Here is a 21128-nt window from a genome sequence, read left to right as displayed (position 1 = left end):
GGCAGGTGCATAACTGCTTCTGCCGCCATTACACTTAGGGAATGGCTCTCTCGCAGTCTTCCTCCACCGCGCCTGCGGCCCCGCAACAGCTGGGCTGGCAGGCGCGCTTGCGTTGGGTCCATGGCATTTGTCAGGGCCTGCCCAAGGTCGCTCAGCAACTGGATGAATTCCTCTCCAACCAGAGCAGTGTCGTCTCCACTGCCAAGGAGATGCAGGAGTGGCGCGAGGCCTGGGTCGGCTTTCAGCAGAACAAGGATGCGTGGTTGCAGGCATGCGCCCAGGCGCTGCAGCAGGCTGCGCGCAAGCCGCGCTCTGGCAGTGCGGAGAGCCACTCGTCGGGCTCGGCTCCGCTGACCTTCGAGCTGCTCAGCGACGAGGTCGTCGAAAACAAGATTCTTGCCTCTCGCATGGCCCTGGCCATGGGAGAAACGCTGCAGCCCGGTTTCGAGGCCATGCGCCTGCGTATCCAGGCACTGGAGGGCCATGAACTGGCTTCCCAGGACATGTTCCGTGCAGAGACCATCTGCCTGCATCTGGTCGAGCAATGGCTGGGCAGCGGCATGGAGCGCAAGCATTTGCTCAGGGCCGTGGAGCCCTTGCAGAATGCGCTGGCTCCGCTGATGGAGTCGGAATACAGCATCCTGCACAAGCTGCTGGATGCCAAGGGAGTCAGCAAGGCCCAGGATGCTCCGTTGCGCGTGCGACGTACCGAGGGCGGCCCGTCCACCGGTGCCATGCATCTGGGTGCCAGCAGTGGCTATGGCAATGCGTCCGATGCGGGTTGGGCCAACTCTGCCATGCAGTACATGCCGGCCGGTATGGCAGCCGGCCTGGGCGCCGGGCCCGGGATGGCCCCAGGACTGATCCTGCCGCCAGGCGCCAGCGCCGGCCTGGGCATGCTGGCGCGGGCGCGACATCGCGCGCTGGATGCCATGAATCAGCTGCGCCAGGTGCTGAGCCAGCCTGCGGTCGGCATTCCAGGTCTGATGCCAGGCACGCCTGTCGTTCCCATGCCGCCGGCGTCTGCCGCTTTGGCGCAGGCGCTGCAGGAGCAGCAACATCTGATGGCGGCCGAGCTCCAGGCCCAGTATCCGTCCGGGGTCGGTTCGGCAATGGCCATGCCTGCCATGGACTACAGCCAGGCAGCGATCGGCCAGCTGGTCAATCTGGTGCGCGAGCGCTCGGCTGACTGGAAGCAAAAGGCCGAGACCAAGAGCGAGAAGGCGACCATCGAGGTGGTGGCGCTGATGTTCCAGAGCATTCTTTCGGAAGACCGGCTGCCGCCGTCCATTCGCGTGTGGTTCGCGCGCTTGCAGGTCCCCGTTTTGCGCGTGGCCCTGGCCGAGCCGCAGTTCTTCAGCGATCTCAACCACCCGGCGCGCAAGCTGATCGACCGCATGGGCTCCTGCGTCATGGGCTTTGATGCCAGCAGCATCAATGGCAATGCGCTGGAGACCGAGATCCGCCGCGTGGTCCAGGTGATAGAGCAGTACCCTGAAACCGGGCAGAAGGTCTTCGCCCTGGTGCTGCGCGAGTTCGAGGAATTTCTCACCAGGCACTTTGCCCAGCATCGGTCCACGGCCAAGATCACCAGCGTGGCTCAGCAGGTGGAGCAGAAGGAGACGCTGGCCATCCAATACACCATCGAGCTGCGCAATATGCTCACTGATATGCCGGTGCGCGAAGAGGTGCGAGACTTTCTCTTCAAGTCCTGGGCCGATGTGCTGGCCATGGCCACTGTGCGCTATGGCGCCAAGGATGCGCGGGCCATGCGCCTCAAGCAGGCGGCCAGCGAGCTGGTCTGGTCGGCCAGCGCCAAGCCGCTGCGTCAGGAGCGCGCGCGTGTCATCCAGGGCTTGCCGACCTTGCTGCAGACCTTGCGTGAAGGGCTGGAGCTGGTGAGCGTGACGGGCGAGGCACAGTCGACCGCGATCAAGATGTTGACCGATACGCTGGCACAGGCCTTCATGTCCAAGACGGCGGCCATTCCGACCGAGCGTATCGAGGCCATGGCCAAGCGCCTGGCGGAGCTGGAAAAATACATCAGCGAGGATGGCAAGCTCGACGATCTGCCGCTGTCCAGCGAGAGCATAGAGCTGATGCTGGGCGTGGATGCGGGCGATCTGAACGTCATTGCCAACACGGACAGCCCGGTGGAGCCCGCCATGCTGGAGTGGGCTCAGTCGCTGGAAAGCGGTCGCTGGTTCACGCTGGACCACAACGGTGCCCGTGTGCAGGTGCAATATGTCTGGCATAGCCGTCGCAAGCATCTGCATTTGTTCGCCTCGCTGGATGGACATTGCTATCTGCTGCAGGCGCAGCGCATGGCGACCTATCTGCAGGCCGGCTTGCTCGCGGTGCATGATGCCGAAGCCCTGACGGTGCGCGCCACGCGCGATGCACTGCAGAAAATCCAGGCGAATCCGGAAAGACTGGTCTAAGCACCTGAGGTGCTTTGTATCTTTTCCCTTTCTCTAGGCGCTGCGCCAGGGAAGGGGAGTGAAACCTTCGGCGCGGAGCGGCCCCTGCTTGGCGTGGTCTTGTCGGGATATGCCGGTTTTGGGGCGTTTCAGCTTTGAGTAAGTCGCTGGTAGAGGCCGCCAGGCAGGCGCGCGACCAGGCCGTCGAGCTCCAACTCCATCAACTGCGCCTGCAAATGGGCGGCATCCCAGCCCGTGCGATCGCTCAAGGACTCCAGTGTCATGGGGTCATGGCCCAGCGCCTGCAGCAACGGGCTCTCGGGTGTCGGCGCTTTATTTTTGATAGCTTCTTGCGCTTGCTCGGCTTTGGTTGGTACGAGCTTCAGTCCTTGAAGCTCTTCAAGCACATTGTCAGCGGTTTCCACCAGCTTGGCCCCCTGGCGTATCAGCGCATGGCAGCCCTTGGCCTGCGGCGCGTGGATGGAGCCGGGCATGGCAAAGACTTCACGCCCCTGCTCGTTGGCCAGACGGGCCGTGATGAGCGAGCCAGACTGCAAGGCGGCTTCCACCACCAGGGTGCCTTGCGACAGGCCGGAGATGATGCGGTTGCGCTGAGGGAAATGCCTGGGCAAGGGCTCGCTGCCCAGCGGGTATTCGCTGATGACCAGCCCATGGAGCGCAATTTGCTGCGCCAGTTTGGCGTGCGCGCGCGGATAGACCTGATCGAGTCCGGTGCCGACGACGGCAATGGTACAGGGGTTGGGGCCTGAGCGGGCCTGGAGTGCCCCCTCATGGGCTGCTGCATCGATGCCGCGTGCCAGACCTGAGACTATGCACAGCCCTTGCTCGGCCAGTGCCTGCGCCATGCTGCGCGCATTGATGACGCCCTGGGCGGATGGATTGCGGCTGCCCACCATGGCCAGGGTGGCGGGATAGGGGAACCAGGGCCGGGCAGATGCCAGCAGTGTTGCTGGACCTTGGACAAACAGCAGCAGGGGGGGGTCTTCGGTCTGCAGCAGGCAGTCCGGATATTGAGAGTTGCCCAGATGGATCACGGTGTGCAAGGTCCCCGGTGCGGGCGAGGCCAGCCATCGAGCCAGGGTGGTGCAATGCCTTTCCCAGTCAGCCGGAAGCGCTGTCAGAGCCTTGATCTGAGCCTGAGTGGCGCATTCCGCCCATGTGGACAGCGGCAGCTGCCAGACCGCGTCTGCACTACCGGCGCTGGCCAGTAGGCGGCGTGCCGTGGTGCGTCCAAGACCTGGTGTCAGCAGCAGGCGCAGCCAGGCCAGAGCTTCGGCATCGGGTAGGGCATGGTGCGCATCTTGTGACGGGGGCGATACCATGCTCACGCTCCATTCAGGGCAGGGGTGACTGCAGGCCATCGCCCACATTCACTCCGCGCTGGGCCGTGGTGATGAGCGCGTAGGAAACTCGGTCAAACACCTTGAAGACCATGGCATAGCCATTGGCCTCGTCGGGCAGCTTCACTCGGTCACGGCTGGGACTGGTCTTGTCCACGATGACATTGCCCCTGTTGACGAGTTCCAGCACCGTGCCGACGTCCATGCCGTCCCGAGCCCCCTTGTTGATGGCAATGACCTGATTCTGAGCCGCGTTATAGCCCACCGAGTCGCCGTAGATGGAGACCACGGCGGCATCCACCGCTTGGCGCGGGGCATGGGGCACATAGCTCAGATACTGCTGCTCGGGCGAGGGCAGCAGACGGTCACCGGCGCGGATTTCGTTCTTGGAGCGGATGATGTCCACTGTTCCAGGCGTGGTCTGTACAGGCTGGCCTGGCGCGGATTCAAGCAATGTTTCACTACGTGCCACGGTGGCACTGCCCAGGTACTTGGCTTCGTAGCCCAGGATTTCTCCGGTGACGGGATCCTTGAGGGGCGTGGCATCGCGGAAGATGCGGTAGCTCGCGGGCTGGCCCTTGCCGGTGGTGATCAGCGCACCGCCGGAGTTGCGCACATAGGCGCGATCGCCATTGGCCATGAGCACGCGCTTGTCCTGGGTGGCGATGATGCGCGGTGCCTGTGCCAGGGCCATTCTGTCCACCACCAGCGGCTCGGCCAGGAAGGGCTCGATCAGATGCGGCGGCAGCGTGGGCAGGGCCAGGTCGTTGAGTGACGATTCACGCGTTTGCGGCGACAGACGCACTACCTCGGAATCGCCGTTGGGGGCAGTGGTCGACAGGCGGGCATAGCCGTTGCTGCGCACCAGATACAGCATCTGGCCGGGGTAGATCAGATGAGGGTTGGCGATGCTGGAGAGGTTCATGCCCCAGAGGTCGGGCCAGCGCCAGGGCTGGCGCAGATACATGCCCGAGATGCTCCATAGAGTGTCGCCACGCTTGACGGTGTATTGCGCGGGAGCGTTGGACGCCAGTTCGTTCTCGGGGATGCCTTGCTGAGCGACTTGCTGTGCGGTGGAGCGCTGGGTGGCGGTCACAGGATAGCTTTGGGCATGGACCGAAGTCAGGGCTGCAAGCAATGTGGCTCCAATGCTCAAGGTGCGTGCAGTGGCAAATGCGGTCATGAAATTCCTTCTGGCGGGATTCGTTTGCTGCAGCGTCCCTCGCGTCGCCGCACTGTGGCCGATCTTGGCATAGCCAGCCAATAAGTCCTACAAATGTGTCGAAATTCTCGATGCAAGGCCTCGATAGATCAATGTTTATTGAGGGCGTGACAAGCGTTTGGCGTCAAATGTTGGGACAATAACGACAGATTTACCAAGACACCATGGCCATTCTTTCCATCCTCTGCTATCCCGATCCCCGTCTTCACAAGGTCGCCAAGCCCGTGGCGCAGGTGGATGAGCGCATCCAGACTCTGGTGAAAGACATGCTCGAGACCATGTATGACGCCCAGGGCATCGGCTTGGCCGCGACGCAGATTGATGTGCATGAGCGCGTCATCGTGATTGACGTGTCCGAGAAGCGCAATGAGCCCATGACTCTGATCAACCCCGAGATTCTCTGGGCCAGCGAGGAAAAGCAGCTTGGCGAGGAAGGCTGCCTGTCCGTGCCCGGCATCTACGACGGCGTGGAGCGCTCCATTGCCGTCAAGGTCAAGGCCCTGGATGAGCGCGGCAACAGCCGTGAGATCGACGCCGAAGGCATGCTGGCCATCTGTATCCAGCACGAGATGGATCACCTGCTGGGTAAGGTGTTTGTCGAGTACCTCTCGCCGCTGAAGCGCAATCGCATCAAGACCAAGCTGGTCAAGGCACAAAAGCAAGCCCTGAGGGCCTGATCGGAGTCCCATGTCCCTGCCTCGCCTGCAAACACTGTTGACCGCCAGTCTGCTGACGTTGGGTTTGGCGGGTTGTATGGTGCCCCAGTGGCAAAAGCCCGGCCTGCCTCAGGCCGAGGTGGAAAAAGGCATGGGCAAACCCACCCTGGTCGTGCCTCTGCCCGACGGCGGCCAGCGTCTGGTCTATAGCCAGCAGCCGGCTGGTCAGCAGGTCTATCACATGGATTTCGATGCCCGGCACAAGCTGGTGCGTGTGGAGCAGGTGCTGAATACGGCGCATTTTTTCGCGTTGCGCAACGGCGTTGACACCCGTGACGATGTCTACCGCGTGTTTGGTCCGCCCGCCATAGTCGAGAGGGTCTACAGTTTCAAAGGTGACATCTGGACCTACCGTTTTCTGGACAATACCTTTGCTCGGCGTGCCCACGTGCACATAGACCCGCAAGGGGTGGTTCAGAAGGTCATGTTCACCGATGAGAGCATCTACTTCAAAGAACCGCATCTTTGAACATCTGGCAGCCGACGGCTGCCTTTTTAATTTGTGAGCCCCATGAAAGTCATTTTTGCCGGCACGCCCGAATTTGCGCGCGTGGCCCTGGAGAGTCTGCTGGCTGCAGGTTTTGAAGTCCCGTTGGTGCTGACGCAGCCGGATCGCCCCGCCGGGCGCGGCATGAAGCTGCAAGCCTCTCCCGTCAAGCAGTGCGCTTTGGAGCATGGCATTGCCGTGGCCCAGCCGCTGAGCCTGCGTCTGGACGGTAAATATCCCGAAGACGCCGCTGCCGCAAAGGTCGCTATCGATGCCGCCCAGGCCGATGTGATGGTGGTGGCTGCCTATGGCCTGATCCTGCCCCAATGGGTGCTCGATACGCCGCGCCTGGGCTGCTTGAACATTCACGCCAGCCTGCTGCCGCGCTGGCGCGGTGCAGCGCCGATTCATCGCGCCATCGAGGCCGGCGATGCCGAAACCGGCGTCACCATCATGCAGATGGATGCCGGCCTGGATACCGGCGATATGTGCGTGATCGAGCGTCTGCCGATTTCTGCGCACGACACCACGGCCAGCCTGCACGACAAGCTGGCCACGCTGGGCGGCCGCCTGATTGTGCAAGCGCTGGAAATGGCGGCCTGCGGAGGTCTCAATCGCACGCCACAGCCTGCCGATGGAGTGACCTATGCACACAAGATCGAGAAGGCCGAGAGCCTGATCGACTGGAGCGAAAGCGCCGACGTCATTGCGCGCCGCCTGCGTGCTTTCAATCCCTTCCCCGGCGGTGCCACCAGTCTGGGCGGCGAAGCCATCAAGGTCTGGGAAGCACAGGCCCAGCAAGGCAGCGGCGCGCCCGGCTGCGTGCTGTCAGCCGATGCCCGGGGCGTGCGCGTGGCCTGTGGCAGTGGCGTCCTCAATATGACGCTGCTGCAGCGCGCGGGCGGCAAGCGCCTGGCCGCAGGCGATTTTCTGCGTGGCTTCGAGTTGCCCGCAGGCGCGCAACTGGGCGAGGATGCTGGCGAGGTATGACGGATATGGTGCTCACGCTGGGTCAGCGTGCGAAATCGATAGTCAGGGATCCGTTCTTCTGGGTCGGCTCCAAAGAGATGGGTGGCACCGCTCTGGGCATTGCCGCCTGGGGTCTGGTGACCGGCGTGGCCATGGTCAAAAGCGGCCTTTCCGTTCCCCTGGCGCTGCTCATGGGCTTGACTGTCTATGCGGGCAGTGCCCAGTTGGCCGTGCTGCCGCTGATGGCCGTGGGAGCTCCGCTGTGGGTGGTCTGGTTCACCGCCATCTGCGTGAACCTGCGTTTTGTGATCCTGTCCAGCATGTGGCGCAGCTATTTCGCCAACCTGAGTCTGCGTCACCGTCTGGCGGTCGCCTATTTCAGCGGCGATGTGATTTTCGTGAACTTCATGCGCCGCTACCCAGAGGCCAGGCCGCAGCCCGAGCAACTGCCCTATTTCTGGGGTGCGGCGCTGACCAACTGGGTGGCCTGGCAGATCCCGTCCACGCTGGGCATTTTCCTGGCCGATCAGATTCCTCTGTCCTGGGGGCTGGGCTTCGCCGGCGTGCTGGCGTTGTTGGGCGTGCTGTTGTCCATGCTCAAGGACCGCGCAACCTGGGTGGCCTCGATCGTAGCCTGTACGGCAGCCGTGGCGGCTTTTGCGCTGCCGCTCAAGCTCAATATCCTGGTGGCGATCGCTGCCGCCGTGGCTGCAGGCCTGACGGCCGAGCAGCTGCAAAAGCAGGCCAGCCGGCTGCCTGCGGTGAAGGATGAGGAGGAGCGGTCATGATGAGCAGTTTCTGGGTCATCGTTGCCTGCATCGGTCTGGCGCTCATCACGCTGATCACGCGTGCTTTCTTCATGATCCCCGAGCGTGAGCTGCCGCTGCCCAACTGGCTCAAGCGCGGGCTCAAATACGCGCCGTTGGCGGCCCTGGCAGCGGTGATTGCGCCCGAGATCGTGATGAGCAATGGTCAGCTGATAGGCAGTCTGGCCGATGCGCGATTGCCTGCGCTGGCTGCTTCGGTGGTGTATTTTTTTTACAAGCGCAGCATTCTTGGCACCATTGCTTTAGGGATGGCGATTTATCTGCCGCTGCATATCGGTCTGGGCTGGTAGCCTCAAGACCCGACAAAACAGGAGCTGCGTGCTCCTGTTTTCATATTAGCTCCCGATAGAAAGGCTTGAAATCCAGTTACAGAGCGCACAAGATGCTCCTGTTTTTGAGTCGAGTAAGCGTGTAAAAGCGATGCCTGAAAGAGGTGATCGCCCTAGAATGCAGGCAGATTTTTTGTTTTCCAACCTTTGTATGGGCGACTTTCGGAGTCGCTTTTTTGCTGCATGAACATCATCCGCTTCTCCGATCTGTGCGCCCAGGGCAATGCCCAGGGACAACGTGTTTTCATCCGTGCCGACCTGAACGTGCCCTTGAACGACGCCGGTGAAATCACCGAAGACACGCGTGTGCGCGCTTCCGTGCCGGCCATCGAAATGGCTTTGAAGGCCGGCGCTGCGGTGATGGTCACCAGCCACCTGGGCCGCCCCACCGAAGGCGAATTCAAGCCCGAGGACTCGCTGGCACCCGTGGCCAAGCGCCTGTCCGAGCTGCTGGGCCGCGATGTGCCCCTGGTGGCCAACTGGGTGGACGGCGTGCAGGTCGCGCCCGGCCAGGTCGTGCTGCTGGAAAACTGCCGCGTCAACGTGGGCGAGAAGAAGAACAAGCCCGAGCTGGCCCAGAAGCTGGCCAAGCTCTGCGACATCTTTGTGAACGATGCCTTCGGCACCGCTCACCGTGCCGAAGGCACGACCTACGGCATCGCAGAATACGCTCCCATCGCCTGCGCCGGCCCGCTGCTGTCGGCCGAGATCGACGCGCTGAACAAGGCACTGGCTGCGCCCGCCCGTCCCCTGGCCGCCATCGTGGCCGGCTCCAAGGTGTCCACCAAGCTGACCATCCTCAAGAGCCTGGCCGACAAGGTGGATCAGCTCATCGTGGGCGGCGGCATTGCCAACACCTTCATGCTGGCTGCCGGCCTGAAGATTGGCAAGTCGCTGGCCGAGCCCGATCTGGTGGCCGATGCCAAGGCCGTGATCGACGTCATGGCTGCCCGTGGCGCCAATGTGCCCGTGCCCACCGACGTGGTCACCGCCAAGACCTTTGCAGCCGACGCCGTGGCCACCGTCAAGAAGGCCTCCGAAGTGGCGGATGACGACATGATTCTGGACATCGGCCCGGAAACCGCAGCCCTGCTGGCCGAGCAGCTCAAGAAGGCCGGCACCATCGTCTGGAACGGCCCCGTGGGCGTGTTCGAGTTCGACCAGTTTGCCAATGGCACCAAGGTCATCGCCCAGGCGATTGCCGAGTCCCCCGCCTTCAGCATTGCCGGCGGCGGTGATACTCTGGCCGCCATTGCCAAGTACGGTATTGAAAAGGATGTGGGCTACATCTCCACAGGCGGCGGTGCCTTCCTGGAAGTGCTGGAGGGCAAGAAGCTGCCTGCCTTCGAGATCCTGGAAAAGCGCGCCAATGGCTGATTTCCATTGAAAAGTGGCGCTAACCCAACTGGGAAGAGCGATGTAAGCTATCAAAAAAGGATCGAATCATCGATCCTTTTTTGCTTTGACGCGGATGAAGAGGCAGACACTTTGGGGAAGTGACAGTAACTCCTCACCGCAAGTGATTGGCGGGACTGTCAGAGTCGCTTAGCATTCAGCCTGCGTTGATGGCGAGCCATGGCGCGCTATGAATTTCTTTTACCCTGAGCGGCCGGGATGTGTATCCGGATTTGTCCAACCGGATGACATGCGGCGTTCGCGTTCTACCCACTGCTTATGTTCGCTTCAACACCTCAGGATTTGTCGGCGCTGATCCAGGCGATGACGACCTCGGTTGCCACCGATACCGCTCAAAACGTACTCAATGCCGCTCAATGGGAGTTGTTGGCGCCGTATCTGCAGCCGATCAATCTGGCAGCCAGCGAGGTGTTGTTTGCCGAAGGGGCGCTGGACCGCAATCTGTACCTGGTGGAGTACGGCTCGCTGAGCGTGCATTACCAGGATTCGAAAGAAAGAATCCGCCTGGCTTTGGTGGGGCCGGGGGCGATTGTGGGGGAAGGGGCTTTTTTCGCCCATCGACCACGCAAGGCCACGGTTCAGGCCGCAGCGCCCAGCCGTCTATGGTGTCTGACTGCGCTGCGTTATTCCGAAATTGCCAACCGCCAGCCTGCTCTGGCGCTGGCGCTGTTGACCATGGCAGGTCAGGTGCTGGCCCGCCGCGCAGGGGACACTCGTCGCCGGGTGGCCAGCACCTGAGTGAAGATTTTTTGTTTTTCGACCGGGCTTGGCGCTTGATCCACGTCGGACAAAGGCTAATATTTCGTTAAATGTCACGAGCTGCTCCAGACCTGGAGGCAGAATGTGTCTTGTTGTAAATACTGCTTGTTCGAGTGTGCTCATGTCCCTGTTCCGATGGTTTTCTCGCGGGCCTCGCCGAGAAGGTAGCACGCAAGCACCGCGCCACGAGGATGATCCTGTAGCGCGTCAGTCGCAGCGCCGTGAGCGCTCTGCCAGACGCGAGCAGCTGTACGTCATCGTGCGTGAAGCCATGGTCAGGGTCGGCATTCTTTCGGCCGGATACAAATTCAAGGTGCTCTCTCTGGACAGCGTTGGCCTGCGCTTTGTTGTGATGGTGGATCTGGCTCCTGCATACGCTGCGGATGCTCAGCAGCAAAGACATATCGAGGCAATGATTGCTGAGCTCGCCAGAACCCGTATGGATGCAGGGGTTCACGCCGTTTACTGGCGCGTGAATGGGCAGCTTCAAAGTGCTGCTAGCCCGGATTTTGTGCAGACGCAGTTTTTTGACGGGGCTGTACCCCCGATGCAGGCACCTCGCCATGCTCCGGTTGCGGCACATTCAGGCCGTTCTTTCGAGCCCATTGACGCGCAGGAAATGGATGCGTTCAAGCAGGCGGTGGCCATGGCTGCTGGATCGCCTGCTAGTGTGCGCCAATCACGCCAGGTGCCATTGCTGGGCCCTGGCTCTGGTCATGAGGAGGGGGGCGAATTTGCCGTGTCTGGACTGGGCTCTCTGGGCACGACCCAGTACGGAGAGCTGCGCTGATCCAGGGCTGCTGCTGGGCTGCTCAGTGCCCGGTAAAGTCAACCAGAGTGAACAGGGGCAGTCCGCTGTCCTTGAGGTGCTTGGAGCCGCCCAGTTCCGGCAGATCCACAATCGCTGCGCCTTCCACCACGGTAGCCCCCAGCTTTTCCAGCAGTTTCTTGCCGGCCATCATGGTGCCGCCGGTGGCGATCAAATCATCAATCAGCAACACACGGTCGCCGGACTTGACAGCATCGGTGTGCAGTTCCACGGTAGCGCTGCCGTATTCGAGCTCATAGGTTTCCTCCACCGTGGTGAAGGGCAGCTTGCCTTTTTTGCGGATGGGTACAAAGCCGATGTTGAGCTCGTGAGCGATCACTGCACCCAGAATAAATCCGCGCGCATCCAGGCCGGCCACCACGTCAGGGCGCAGCTTGGGGTCCATGTAACGGTGAACAAAGGCATCGGTCATGATGCGAAAGACCTTGGGATCTTGCAGCAGGGGTGTGATGTCGCGGAATTGCACGCCCGGCGCAGGCCAGTCCGGCACGGTGCGGATATGGTCGCGCAGATAGTCGTTGACGCTGGTGGAAGTTTGCATGGGGCATGCCTGAGTTCTTGAATGCTCGCCAGTGTATGGGCTCAGGTCTGAAATGCGGGCCAAAGGGATGTTGCCCGCTGCCCGGCAAGCATGGGCTGGCTAAAATCCGGGCATGAATTCTGATGCTGCCAATTCGCGTCTGATTGACGCACCGCGAGCTTTGAGCCTGGCCCGCGAGGCCCTGGATATAGAGGCCGCCGCCTTGGGTGCGATGTCGGCGCGCCTCAATGGCGCATTCACGGCTGTGGTTCAGCGCATTCTGCAGCTGCCGGGCCGTGTGGTGGTCATGGGTATGGGCAAAAGCGGGCATGTGGGCCGCAAGGTGGCCGCGACGCTCGCGTCCACAGGGACCCCCTCCTTTTTCGTGCACCCCGCAGAAGCCAGTCATGGCGATCTGGGCATGCTGACGCAGGACGATCTGGTGCTGGCCTTGTCCAACAGCGGCGAGACCGATGAGCTGACCGGCGTGTTGCCCGCCATCAAGCGCATGGGCGTGCCCCTGGTGGCCGTGACCGGCGGTCTGCAATCGACACTGGCCAAGCATGCAGACTGGGTGCTGGACACCCATGTGGACAAGGAAGCTTGCCCCTTGAACCTGGCACCCACTGCCAGCACCACGGCTCAGCTGGCCATGGGAGATGCGCTGGCCGTGGCCTTGCTCGATGCCCGGGGCTTTGGTGCCGAGGATTTTGCTCGCTCGCATCCCGGAGGAGCTCTGGGTCGACGCCTGCTGACCCATGTGCGCGATGTGATGCGTCGTGGTGTCGATGTGCCCCAGGTTGTCCAGGATGTGAGTAGCGTGGACCTGATGCGCGAAATGAGTGCCAAGGGCCTGGGCTGCTCCGCTGTGGTCAACGCATCCGGTGAGCTGGTGGGGATCTTTACCGATGGTGATTTGCGCCGCTGTGTGGAAGCAGGCGTGGATCTGCGCAGCCGCTCGGCGCAGGACGTCATGCATGCCAGGCCTCTGACGATCAAGCCTGATCTGCTGGCGGTTGCTGCGGCACGCATGATGGAAGAGCATGGCATTACTGCAGTGTTGGTGGCCGACGACAACCAGCTCCTGCAGGGCGTGGTGCATATTCGCGATCTGATGCGTGCCAAGGTGATTTGATGAACCGACCTGCTCTGACACCCCGCCAGCAATGGGATCCACAGCTGTTGCTCAAGGCCCAGGGAATTCGTGTGGCCTTCTTCGATGTGGATGGCGTCCTGACCGACGGCGGCCTGTACTTCTCGGGCGAGGGTGAGGTCCTCAAGCGCTTCCATACGCTGGACGGTCATGGCCTGAAAATGTTGCAAAAGGCCGGCATCACGCCGGCCGTGGTGACGGGGCGAGACTCCGCGCCGCTGCGTTTGCGCTTGAAGCAACTGGGCATTGAACATGCGCGCTTTGGCACGGAGGACAAAGTGCCGGCTGCCGAGTCCATCCTGGCTGAACTGGGTCTGCAATGGCCGCAGGCCGCCGCCATGGGAGACGACTGGCCCGATCTTCCTGTCATGCGTCGCAGCCACTTTTCCTGCGCACCCGCCAATGCCCATGACGAGGCATCGCATGTGGCGGACTGGGTCAGTGCCAAGAATGGCGGAGAGGGGGCGGTGCGGCAGTTCTGCGATCTGCTCCTGGCCGCCAATGGCGCTTATGCGGCGCTGCTTTCGGGGTATGGCTCATGAGTGGGCAATGGCGCCGTGTGGGCGACAAGGCCTCGATGTACCTCCCCGTGCTCATCATGGGCCTGCTGGCTCTGGGCACCTGGTGGCTGGTGCGCAATGCTCCCAAGCCGATTGTCAGCGGCGCGGAGAAGGTCGTGCGGCACGATCCGGACTATTTCCTCAAAGACTTCGTCATCAAGAATTTCGAAGCATCGGGCCGCCTCAAAAATCGACTGAATGGCACGACAGGTGAGCACTTTCCCGATACCGATACGCTGGAGGTCTACGACGCACGCATGCTGAGCTTCACGCCTGATGGGCGCAAGACCGTGGGCAGCTCCAACCGGGCACTGAGCAATGGCGATGGCTCGGAAATCCAGATGTTCGGCCAGGCCGTCATTGAGCGCGAGCCGGTGCCTGCAACTGCAACCCAGAAGGCTTTGCCCGCCATGCGGCTGGAGAGCGAATTCCTGCAAATCTGGCCCAATGACGAGCGCGTCAGTACCAACAAGTCTGTGGTCATGACCCGTGGCAATGACAGATTTACAGGTGACAGCATGCAGTACGCGCACCTTGACCAGATTCTGCAGATGCAGGGACGGGTCAAGGGCGTCATCCAGCCCAGCCAGAAGCCATAAGCCATGGCAGGACATGGGTCCGGACTCGTCTACATCACCGGTGCCTCCAGCGGCATAGGTCAGGCCCTGGCCTGGCACTACTACCAGCTGGGCTGGTCGGTCGCCTTGGTGGCAAGACGTACCGCAGTCATGGAGCAGTGGGCGCAGTCCATGCGAATGGATGCATCCCGCTACGCCGTTTATGGTGCGGACGTCACGAACATCGCAAGTGCTTGCAGTGCTGCGGATGCCTGTCTTGAGCGCCAGGGCCTGCCCGATGTTGTTATTGCCAACGCGGGTGTCAGCTGGGGCGTGGATACCTCCTTGCGCGAGGATCTTGAGGTCATGCAGCAGGTACTGGCCAGCAACACCATGGGGCTGGCTGCGAGCTTTCAGCCGTTTATTGCTCCCATGGTGCGACGCGGCTCCGGGCGTCTGGTGGGTATTTGCAGTGTGGCCGGTATTCGCGGCTTGCCCGGCCATGCCGCATATTCGGCCAGTAAAGCGGCAGCCATTGCTTACTGTGAGAGTCTGCGCGTTGAGTTGCAGAAATCCGGGGTCTCTGTGACCAGTTTATTGCCTGGCTATGTGGACACTCCGTTGACGAAAAATAATCCGTACTCCATGCCTTTTCTGCTCTCGCCCGAGGAGTTCGCAAGGCGTGCCTTTCGGGTTATCGAGCGCAAAGCCAGATATGCGATTATTCCCTGGCAGATGAGGATTGTCGGCAGTGTAATGCGGATGCTGCCCGCTTATCTATGGGATAGATTGACTCTGGGGAAAACCAGAAAGCCCAGGCATCTAAAAAAGGATTGAGTGGAAGACATTGGTAAAATGACTATGCATTTGAATGCCTTCAGAAATAAATAAAGGCACGTTATCGTGCCTTTATTGCCGAGCTGCTAAAAGAAGCTCATTCGCCGTGATTATTGCCACCGCCGTAGCCGCCGCGACCACCGTGGCGTGGGCCTGAGCCATAGGGACTGCGGAAGCCGCCTTCGCCGCGACCACCACCGCCATAGCCGCCGCCGCTATCGCCACGACCATAGCCACCACCTTCACTGCGGCCACCGTAACCGCCATCGCGATTACCGCCGCCAAAACCGCCTTCACTGCGGAAGCCGCCTCCATAACCGCCGGTGCGAGGGGGGCGGGGTTCCATGGGGCGTGCCTCATTCACGATGAGGCTGCGACCCCCGAGGGGCTGGCCATTCATGCCTTGAATGGCAGCTTGTGCTTCTGCTTCGCTGGCCATTTCCACAAAACCAAAGCCTTTGGAGCGGCCGGTGTCTCGTTCCATCATGACGCGTGCACTTGCTACGGCTCCAAACTGGCTGAATGCCTGCTCCAGATCGTTGTCGCGCACACCATAGGGAAGGTTGCCGACATACAGCTTATTGCCCATTAATAACTCCTAGCTCCTCAATGCTTCAATGGCGCGATCGAATTCAGGATGGCCGCCGCATATTCATGGGAAAACATGCCAAAAATCCTGAAAACCTATTCGCTTGTGAACGGGAAATGCCCGAGAAAGGAATTATGACGGAGAACAAGGAAAAAAATAAATGCTCGAAAACCGCGTTGCTAACGTTTAGCAACAAAAAAAGGATCCGAAGATCCTTTTTTTGTTATTGGCAATAACTGATTAGTAGCTATTGCGACGGCCATAGCCGCCACCGTCGCCACGGCCGCCGCCAAAGCCGCCGTCACCACGGCCGCCGCCGAAGCCGCCGCCACCACCTTCACGGCCACCGCCGAAGCCGCCACCAAAGCCGCCGGAGCGGGGAGGACGAGGCTCCATGGGACGTGCTTCGTTCACGACCAGATCACGGCCGCCACGGTTTTGGCCGTGCAGGCCTTGGATAGCGGCTTGTGCTTCGGCATCGCTGCCCATTTCCACAAAGCCGAAGCCCTTGGAGCGGCCGGTGTCACGCTCCATCATCACCTTGGCGCTGTTCACAGTGCCGAATTCGCTGAAGCTGTCTTGCAGATCTTGGTCGCGGAATGTGTAAGGCAGATTGCCTACGTAAAGCTTGTTGCCCATGCTGGACTCCTGAAAAAACTTGAAAACGCGATGGAGCCCTAGGGAGTCAGCCTTGGATGACAACATTAGAGACGCTAACGCACTTGCTTCGATCCGAAAATTGCTTTCCAGACGAAGACTCATACATTATGAGTCACAAGAGAAGCCGTTGTATTACGAAAAGATCAAATTTCGTGTTGGTAACAACATTGTCCCGATGGGAGTTACCCTGAAATACAAAATTTTGAATATTCAAATAAGCAGTTGTCTTACAGGGTTAAACAGATAGAATGATGACTTACTTTCTTTGGGGAGTAGGCCGTTCGGCAGCCAGCTGCCGGATGCATGCGTCAACAGACTTGGGTCCTCGTGACCTATGGCGCATGCGGTACCGCGTGCAATGCGTGGTGCGACCGGTCGAGACCATTGATTACGTACCGAGAAAACCTATGAAGAGATAGGCCGGAGTCGGTGCGTGATCAATGCGCTCTGGCAACTCCGGCCATCTACCCCCATCATGGAAGCCTTTCTCATATCCACCTCCATCGTCGCCCTGGCCGAGATGGGGGACAAGACCCAACTGCTATCATTGGTATTGGCGGCCAAGTTCCGCAAACCCGTCCCCATCGTGGCCGGCATTTTTGCCGCGACGCTGGTCAACCATGCTCTGGCCGGCGCCGTGGGCAACTGGATCACCACGATGCTAGGTCCCGACGTGCTGCGCTGGATCTTGGGGATTTCGTTCATCCTCATGGCGGGCTGGATGCTGATTCCCGACAAGTTGGATGATGACGATACCGGCAATGGCGCCGGGCGTTGGGGTGTCTTTGGTACGACGCTGATGCTGTTCTTCCTGGCCGAGATGGGGGACAAGACCCAACTGGCCACGGTGGGCCTGGCCGCCAAGTACCCTCTGTCGTATTACTGGGTGGTGGCTGGCACCACGCTGGGCATGATGCTGGCCAATGCGCCGGTGGTGTGGTTTGGCGAGAAGATCACCAAGAAGCTGCCGATCAAGACGATTCACCGTGTGTGCGCCGTGATCTTCCTGGTGCTGGGTGTGGCGGCGCTCCTGACCAAAGTGTGACACTACCAAAAGCATAGCTATTTGCACAAGGCTCAAAAGGCCTGGACAGCTATGACTGTCTCCTTTTGAGCTCGGTGCAATGAATGCAGTACACTGCACTTTTCACGCGCCGATTTGCCAAAGCTTGCGGGCGCTTTATAAATCCAGCTAAAGACCCGTCCGCGAAGTGACAGTACACCGACCCGGCCTCGTTTTTAGCGATGCCGGGTTTTTTCATATGTCCTTCATCGCGACACCTCAGTTCATGCATTTTGATGAACCGCTGCCCTTGCAGAGCGGCGGCTCCATCGCCGATTACGACCTTGCCTTCGAGACCTATGGCCAGCTCAATGCCGACAAGAGCAATGCCATCGTGGTCTGTCATGCGCTCAATGCCTCCCACCATGTAGCCGGCAGCTACGAGGGCCAGCCCAGGAGCGAAGGCTGGTGGGACAACATGATCGGCCCGGGCAAGCCTGTCGATACCGACAAGTTCTTTGTCATCGGCATCAACAATCTGGGCTCCTGCTTCGGCTCTACCGGCCCGATGCACACCAACGCGGCCACGGGCAAGCCCTATGGTGCGGATTTTCCCGTGGTGACGGTGGAGGATTGGGTGGATGCGCAGGCCCGCCTGCTGGACCGCCTGGGCATCGTGAGGCTCGCCGCCGTGCTGGGCGGCAGCCTGGGCGGCATGCAGGCCCTGTCCTGGTCGCTGCGCTATCCCGAGCGCATGCGCCATGCCGTGGTGGTGGCCAGCGCGCCGAATCTGAACGCCGAGAACATTGCCTTCAACGAGGTGGCGCGTCGCGCCATCGTCACCGACCCGGATTTCAACGGCGGCCATTTCTACGAGCATGGCGTGGTGCCCGCGCGCGGCCTGCGCATTGCGCGCATGATCGGTCACATCACCTATCTGAGCGATGACGTGATGAACCAAAAGTTCGGCCGCAGCCTCAGGGCCACCACGCTCCCCGCTGCACCTGAATCGCTGCCCCCTGAGGGAGCTGGCCCGACTCGGGGCGGCCCAGCGTCGGATCGGCGCGATTACCTGTACAGCACCCAGGATGTGGAGTTCCAGATCGAGAGCTATCTGCGCTACCAGGGCGAGAAGTTCAGCGGCTACTTTGACGCAAACACCTATCTGCTCATCACCCGTGCCCTGGACTATTTCGATCCGGCCCGTTCCCATGATGGCGATCTGACCCGGGCGCTGGCCGTGGCCAAGGCCAGGTTCCTGCTGGTGAGCTTCACGACGGACTGGCGCTTTGCCCCGGCGCGCAGCCGAGAGATCGTCAAGTCACTGCTGGAGAACAACCGCGACGTCAGCTATGCCGAGATCGACGCCCCCCATGGCCATGATGCGTTTTTGCTTGATGACCCACGCTATATGGGCGTGATGCGCTCCTATTTTGAAGGCATTGCCAAAGAACTGAACACCGCCGAGCGCGCAGGAGACACCGCATGACCGAGTTGACCACCATGAAAGCCATTGCCCAGCTGGTGCCCGAGGGCGCACGCGTGCTGGACCTGGGTTGCGGCGACGGCGCGCTGCTGGAGCATCTGGTGCGAGAGCGCGGATGTACGGGCTATGGCGTGGAGCTGGACGATGCCAATGTGCTGGCCTGCACGCGCCGCGGCGTGAACGTGCTGCAGCTCAATCTGGAGGACGGCCTGGCCATCTTCGGCGACAACAGCTTCGATGTGGTGCTGCAGATCGACACGTTGCAGCATTTGCGCAATGCCGAGGTGATGCTGCAGGAGACGGCCCGCATCGGCAAGCAAGGCGTGGTTGCCTTTCCCAACTTTGCACATTGGCAAAATCGCTTCTCCGTGTTGCGTGGGCGCATGCCGGTCACGCGTCGCCTTCCCTATCAGTGGTATGACACACCGAATATCCGCGTGGGCACCTACAAGGACTTCGAGGTGCTGGCCACCAAGAACCGCTTGCGCATTCGCGACTCCTTCGGTCTGCAAAACGGTCAGGTGGTGAGAAGCTTGCCCAATCTGTTGGCGACAACGGCGGTGTTCCACTTCGAGCATGCCTGATTGCTGCTCTTGAAACAGTAGCTGATTGCGATTCATGGGCAATGAATTGGGTATTGATTCATATCGAATTCATTGCCTGATAAGAGTCGGAAGCTCTTAAATTTGAGAGGGCCGCACTCCTGAGGCAAAGCGGTGCTGCTGCCGCAATGCAAAGATGTAAGCATCTGATTCATAATCAACTGCTTATTTCTTTTTGATCTGAATCAATGCACTGAAGCTTCGGCCGGTGCGCGCCTTGCCATGCGTTTTAGTTCCCGTCTCATTTTTTGCTCGGCTGCACCTGCAGCCTTGTTTGTTTTGGCGCTGCTTAGCAGCCAGTGGGGGCTGACCCGCACACAGTCCGATTTCAACGACTACCTGAGGAACAACCAGGCCGTGGTGGCGCAGCTGCAGGAGCTGTATGCCCAGGGTCTGCAATCGGGCCAGGCTCTGCGCAATATCGTGATGGATCCGTCGGACGGGCAGGCCGTGCAGAACCTGGGCAATGCCCGTCAGGCCTATGACGCCGCCTATGACGATCTGAGCCGGCGCGTGCAGGGCACGGCCATGGAAGTCGCCGTCAAGAGCTTGCAGGCCTTGCGTCAGGCCCAGTCCGAAGCGCAGGACCAGATCGTGACTCTGGCGGCCGAGGACTATGACGCCGCCGCCGCCGCGCTCAAGACCCGGGAAACCCCGGCTTGGCGCAAGCTGCGCGAAGCCGTGCTGCAACAGCTCAAGGCGGCCCGCGATGCGGCCGAAGCATCGCATGCGGCCACGCGTGCCAGCGCCCAGCGCATGCAGCTGTGGTCGGGTCTGCTGGCCCTGCTGGCCGTGGCCATCTCGGCCGCGCTGCTCTGGGTGATGGTGCGCACGCTGCGCAGCGAGCTGGGCGGAGACCCGGCCGATGCGCGCAAGGCGTTACGCCGCGTGGCCGATGGCGACCTGACCGGTGGAAGCTCGGGCGGCATGGCACGGGGCCTGATGGCCGATCTGCAAACCATGCGCGGTGCGCTGCGCGAACTGGTTCAGCGCGTGCACGGCGCATCGGTGCAGATGCAACAAGCATCCAGCGAGATTGCCCAGGGCAATGCCGACCTGTCTGCCCGTACCGAAAGCCAGGCCAGCGCGCTGGAGGAAACGGCGGCCAGCATGGAGCAGCTCAACGCCACCGTGCGCCAGAACGCCGACAGTGCCCAGACGGCCAATCAGTTGGCGCAGAATGCCTCGCAAGTGGCCCGGCAGGGCGGTGCTGTGGTGGCGCGCGTTGTACAGACCATGCAGGACATCAACACCAGCAGCTCGCGCATTGCCGACATCATCGGCGTCATAGACGCCATCGCCTTCCAGACCAATATCCTGGCACTGAACGCGGCCGTGGAGGCTGCACGCGCCGGTGAACAGGGCCGGGGCTTTGCGGTGGTGGCCAGCGAGGTGCGCGCCCTGGCGGGGCGCAGCGCCGATGCGGCCAAGGAAATCAAGACGTTGATCACTGCCAGCGTGGAACGCGTGGCAGACGGCAGTGCGCTGGCCGACCAGGCAGGTCACACCATGGACGAGATCGTCGCCGCCATTCACCGCGTGACGGACATCATGGGCGAGATCAGCGCAGCGAGTAACGAGCAGAGCGCAGGTGTGGCCCAGGTCGGCGAGGCGGTCATGCAGATGGACCAGGCCACGCAGCAAAACGCTGCCCTGGTGGAGGAAAGCGCAGCCGCTGCCGAGGGGCTGCGGCAACAGGCCGAAAGCCTACTGACAGAGGTTTCCCGCTTCCAATTGGAGCGCGGGGCGCTGGCATTGCACTAAACCCTGATCCGCCATGTCAATGCCTGGGAGGCAGGCACCGCCACCAGCATTGGCGCACAATC

Annotated in this window: 22 protein-coding genes; 17 read left to right on the top strand and 5 right to left on the bottom strand. The window is 61.2% G+C overall.

Features of this window, described 5'->3' with window-relative positions; all coding sequences use genetic code 11:
• Positions 1-41: 41 nt before the first annotated feature.
• Positions 42-2441 (top strand): DUF1631 domain-containing protein, encoded by a 2400-nt coding sequence (locus QYQ99_RS10620; RefSeq protein WP_302092597.1) that lies wholly within the window; start codon positions 42-44, stop codon positions 2439-2441.
• A gap of 128 nt (positions 2442-2569) precedes the next feature.
• Here the strand turns inward: QYQ99_RS10620 and dprA are convergent, their stop codons facing one another.
• Positions 2570-3763 carry a DNA-processing protein DprA gene (gene dprA / locus QYQ99_RS10615; RefSeq protein WP_302092596.1) on the bottom strand — a complete coding sequence of 398 codons (1194 nt, stop codon included), beginning with the start codon at positions 3761-3763 and terminating at the stop codon, positions 2570-2572.
• A gap of 13 nt (positions 3764-3776) precedes the next feature.
• Positions 3777-4964, bottom strand: coding sequence for a LysM peptidoglycan-binding domain-containing protein (locus QYQ99_RS10610; protein ID WP_302092595.1), 1188 nt, complete (start codon positions 4962-4964; stop codon positions 3777-3779).
• Positions 4965-5167: 203 nt separating this feature from the next.
• Between QYQ99_RS10610 and def the strand changes: the two genes are divergently transcribed.
• From def to QYQ99_RS10570, 8 genes are all read left to right on the top strand, one after another.
• Positions 5168-5680 (top strand): peptide deformylase, encoded by a 513-nt coding sequence (gene def / locus QYQ99_RS10605; protein ID WP_302092594.1) that lies wholly within the window; start codon positions 5168-5170, stop codon positions 5678-5680.
• A gap of 10 nt (positions 5681-5690) precedes the next feature.
• Positions 5691-6188: a hypothetical protein gene (locus QYQ99_RS10600; RefSeq protein ID WP_302092593.1), complete on the top strand. Its 498-nt coding sequence runs from the start codon at positions 5691-5693 to the stop codon at positions 6186-6188.
• Between the two features lie 42 nt (positions 6189-6230).
• The gene (gene fmt, locus QYQ99_RS10595; RefSeq protein WP_302092592.1) at positions 6231-7196 is read left to right on the top strand and encodes a methionyl-tRNA formyltransferase; all 966 of its coding nucleotides are present in this window, start codon (positions 6231-6233) and stop codon (positions 7194-7196) included.
• Positions 7193-7963 (top strand): AzlC family ABC transporter permease, encoded by a 771-nt coding sequence (locus QYQ99_RS10590; protein ID WP_302092591.1) that lies wholly within the window; start codon positions 7193-7195, stop codon positions 7961-7963. Before fmt ends, QYQ99_RS10590 begins: the two co-directional genes overlap by 4 nt.
• On the top strand, positions 7960-8292 hold the full coding sequence (locus QYQ99_RS10585; RefSeq protein ID WP_302092590.1) for an AzlD domain-containing protein: 333 nt from the start codon (positions 7960-7962) through the stop codon (positions 8290-8292). Before QYQ99_RS10590 ends, QYQ99_RS10585 begins: the two co-directional genes overlap by 4 nt.
• A 222-nt stretch (positions 8293-8514) precedes the next feature.
• On the top strand, positions 8515-9708 hold the full coding sequence (locus tag QYQ99_RS10580; RefSeq protein ID WP_302092589.1) for a phosphoglycerate kinase: 1194 nt from the start codon (positions 8515-8517) through the stop codon (positions 9706-9708).
• A 297-nt stretch (positions 9709-10005) separates the two neighbouring features.
• The gene (locus QYQ99_RS10575) at positions 10006-10485 is read left to right on the top strand and encodes a Crp/Fnr family transcriptional regulator (RefSeq protein ID WP_302092588.1); all 480 of its coding nucleotides are present in this window, start codon (positions 10006-10008) and stop codon (positions 10483-10485) included.
• A 142-nt stretch (positions 10486-10627) separates the two neighbouring features.
• Positions 10628-11296: a hypothetical protein gene (locus QYQ99_RS10570; RefSeq protein ID WP_302092587.1), complete on the top strand. Its 669-nt coding sequence runs from the start codon at positions 10628-10630 to the stop codon at positions 11294-11296.
• A 22-nt stretch (positions 11297-11318) separates the two neighbouring features.
• On the opposite strand, the gene QYQ99_RS10565 is transcribed toward QYQ99_RS10570, so the two are convergent.
• Positions 11319-11876, bottom strand: a complete 558-nt coding sequence (locus tag QYQ99_RS10565) for an adenine phosphoribosyltransferase (RefSeq protein ID WP_302092586.1) — start codon at positions 11874-11876, stop codon at positions 11319-11321.
• A 112-nt stretch (positions 11877-11988) separates the two neighbouring features.
• Between QYQ99_RS10565 and QYQ99_RS10560 the strand changes: the two genes are divergently transcribed.
• Genes QYQ99_RS10560 through QYQ99_RS10545 form a run of 4 tightly spaced genes read left to right on the top strand, consistent with a single transcriptional unit; the run spans position 11989 to position 14962 of the window.
• The gene (locus QYQ99_RS10560; RefSeq protein WP_302092585.1) at positions 11989-12990 is read left to right on the top strand and encodes a KpsF/GutQ family sugar-phosphate isomerase; all 1002 of its coding nucleotides are present in this window, start codon (positions 11989-11991) and stop codon (positions 12988-12990) included.
• Positions 12990-13550: a KdsC family phosphatase gene (locus QYQ99_RS10555; protein WP_034350998.1), complete on the top strand. Its 561-nt coding sequence runs from the start codon at positions 12990-12992 to the stop codon at positions 13548-13550. The genes QYQ99_RS10560 and QYQ99_RS10555 overlap by 1 nt, the downstream gene beginning before the upstream one ends.
• Positions 13547-14167, top strand: a complete 621-nt coding sequence (gene lptC / locus QYQ99_RS10550; protein WP_302092584.1) for an LPS export ABC transporter periplasmic protein LptC — start codon at positions 13547-13549, stop codon at positions 14165-14167. Before QYQ99_RS10555 ends, lptC begins: the two co-directional genes overlap by 4 nt.
• Positions 14168-14170: 3 nt before the next feature.
• Positions 14171-14962 (top strand): SDR family oxidoreductase, encoded by a 792-nt coding sequence (locus QYQ99_RS10545; RefSeq protein ID WP_302092583.1) that lies wholly within the window; start codon positions 14171-14173, stop codon positions 14960-14962.
• 97 nt (positions 14963-15059) lie between these two features.
• Here QYQ99_RS10545 and QYQ99_RS10540 read toward each other — a convergent pair whose 3' ends face one another.
• Both QYQ99_RS10540 and QYQ99_RS10535 read right to left on the bottom strand, forming a co-directional pair.
• Positions 15060-15551 carry an RNA recognition motif domain-containing protein gene (locus QYQ99_RS10540; protein WP_302092582.1) on the bottom strand — a complete coding sequence of 164 codons (492 nt, stop codon included), beginning with the start codon at positions 15549-15551 and terminating at the stop codon, positions 15060-15062.
• A 240-nt stretch (positions 15552-15791) separates the two neighbouring features.
• Complete coding sequence (locus QYQ99_RS10535; RefSeq protein WP_302092581.1) at positions 15792-16190, bottom strand: RNA recognition motif domain-containing protein; 399 nt, start codon at positions 16188-16190, stop codon at positions 15792-15794.
• Positions 16191-16686: 496 nt separating this feature from the next.
• Between QYQ99_RS10535 and QYQ99_RS10530 the strand changes: the two genes are divergently transcribed.
• From QYQ99_RS10530 to QYQ99_RS10515, 4 genes are all read left to right on the top strand, one after another.
• Entirely contained in the window at positions 16687-17256 is a 570-nt protein-coding gene (locus tag QYQ99_RS10530) for a TMEM165/GDT1 family protein (protein WP_302093152.1), read from the top strand.
• Between the two features lie 217 nt (positions 17257-17473).
• A complete protein-coding gene (gene metX / locus QYQ99_RS10525) occupies positions 17474-18703 on the top strand; it encodes a homoserine O-acetyltransferase MetX (RefSeq protein WP_302092580.1) in 1230 nt (409 codons plus the stop codon).
• On the top strand, positions 18700-19284 hold the full coding sequence (metW, locus tag QYQ99_RS10520) for a methionine biosynthesis protein MetW (RefSeq protein ID WP_003066861.1): 585 nt from the start codon (positions 18700-18702) through the stop codon (positions 19282-19284). Before metX ends, metW begins: the two co-directional genes overlap by 4 nt.
• A 297-nt stretch (positions 19285-19581) precedes the next feature.
• Positions 19582-21066, top strand: coding sequence for a methyl-accepting chemotaxis protein (locus QYQ99_RS10515; RefSeq protein ID WP_302092579.1), 1485 nt, complete (start codon positions 19582-19584; stop codon positions 21064-21066).
• The last annotated feature ends 62 nt before the right edge of the window (positions 21067-21128 follow it).

Source organism: Comamonas testosteroni (assembly GCF_030505195.1).
Taxonomy (GTDB): Bacteria; Pseudomonadota; Gammaproteobacteria; order Burkholderiales; family Burkholderiaceae_C; genus Comamonas; species Comamonas testosteroni_G.
The sequence above is the reverse complement of the archived record's forward strand: the minus strand, read 5'-3'. Positions and strand labels throughout refer to the sequence as shown.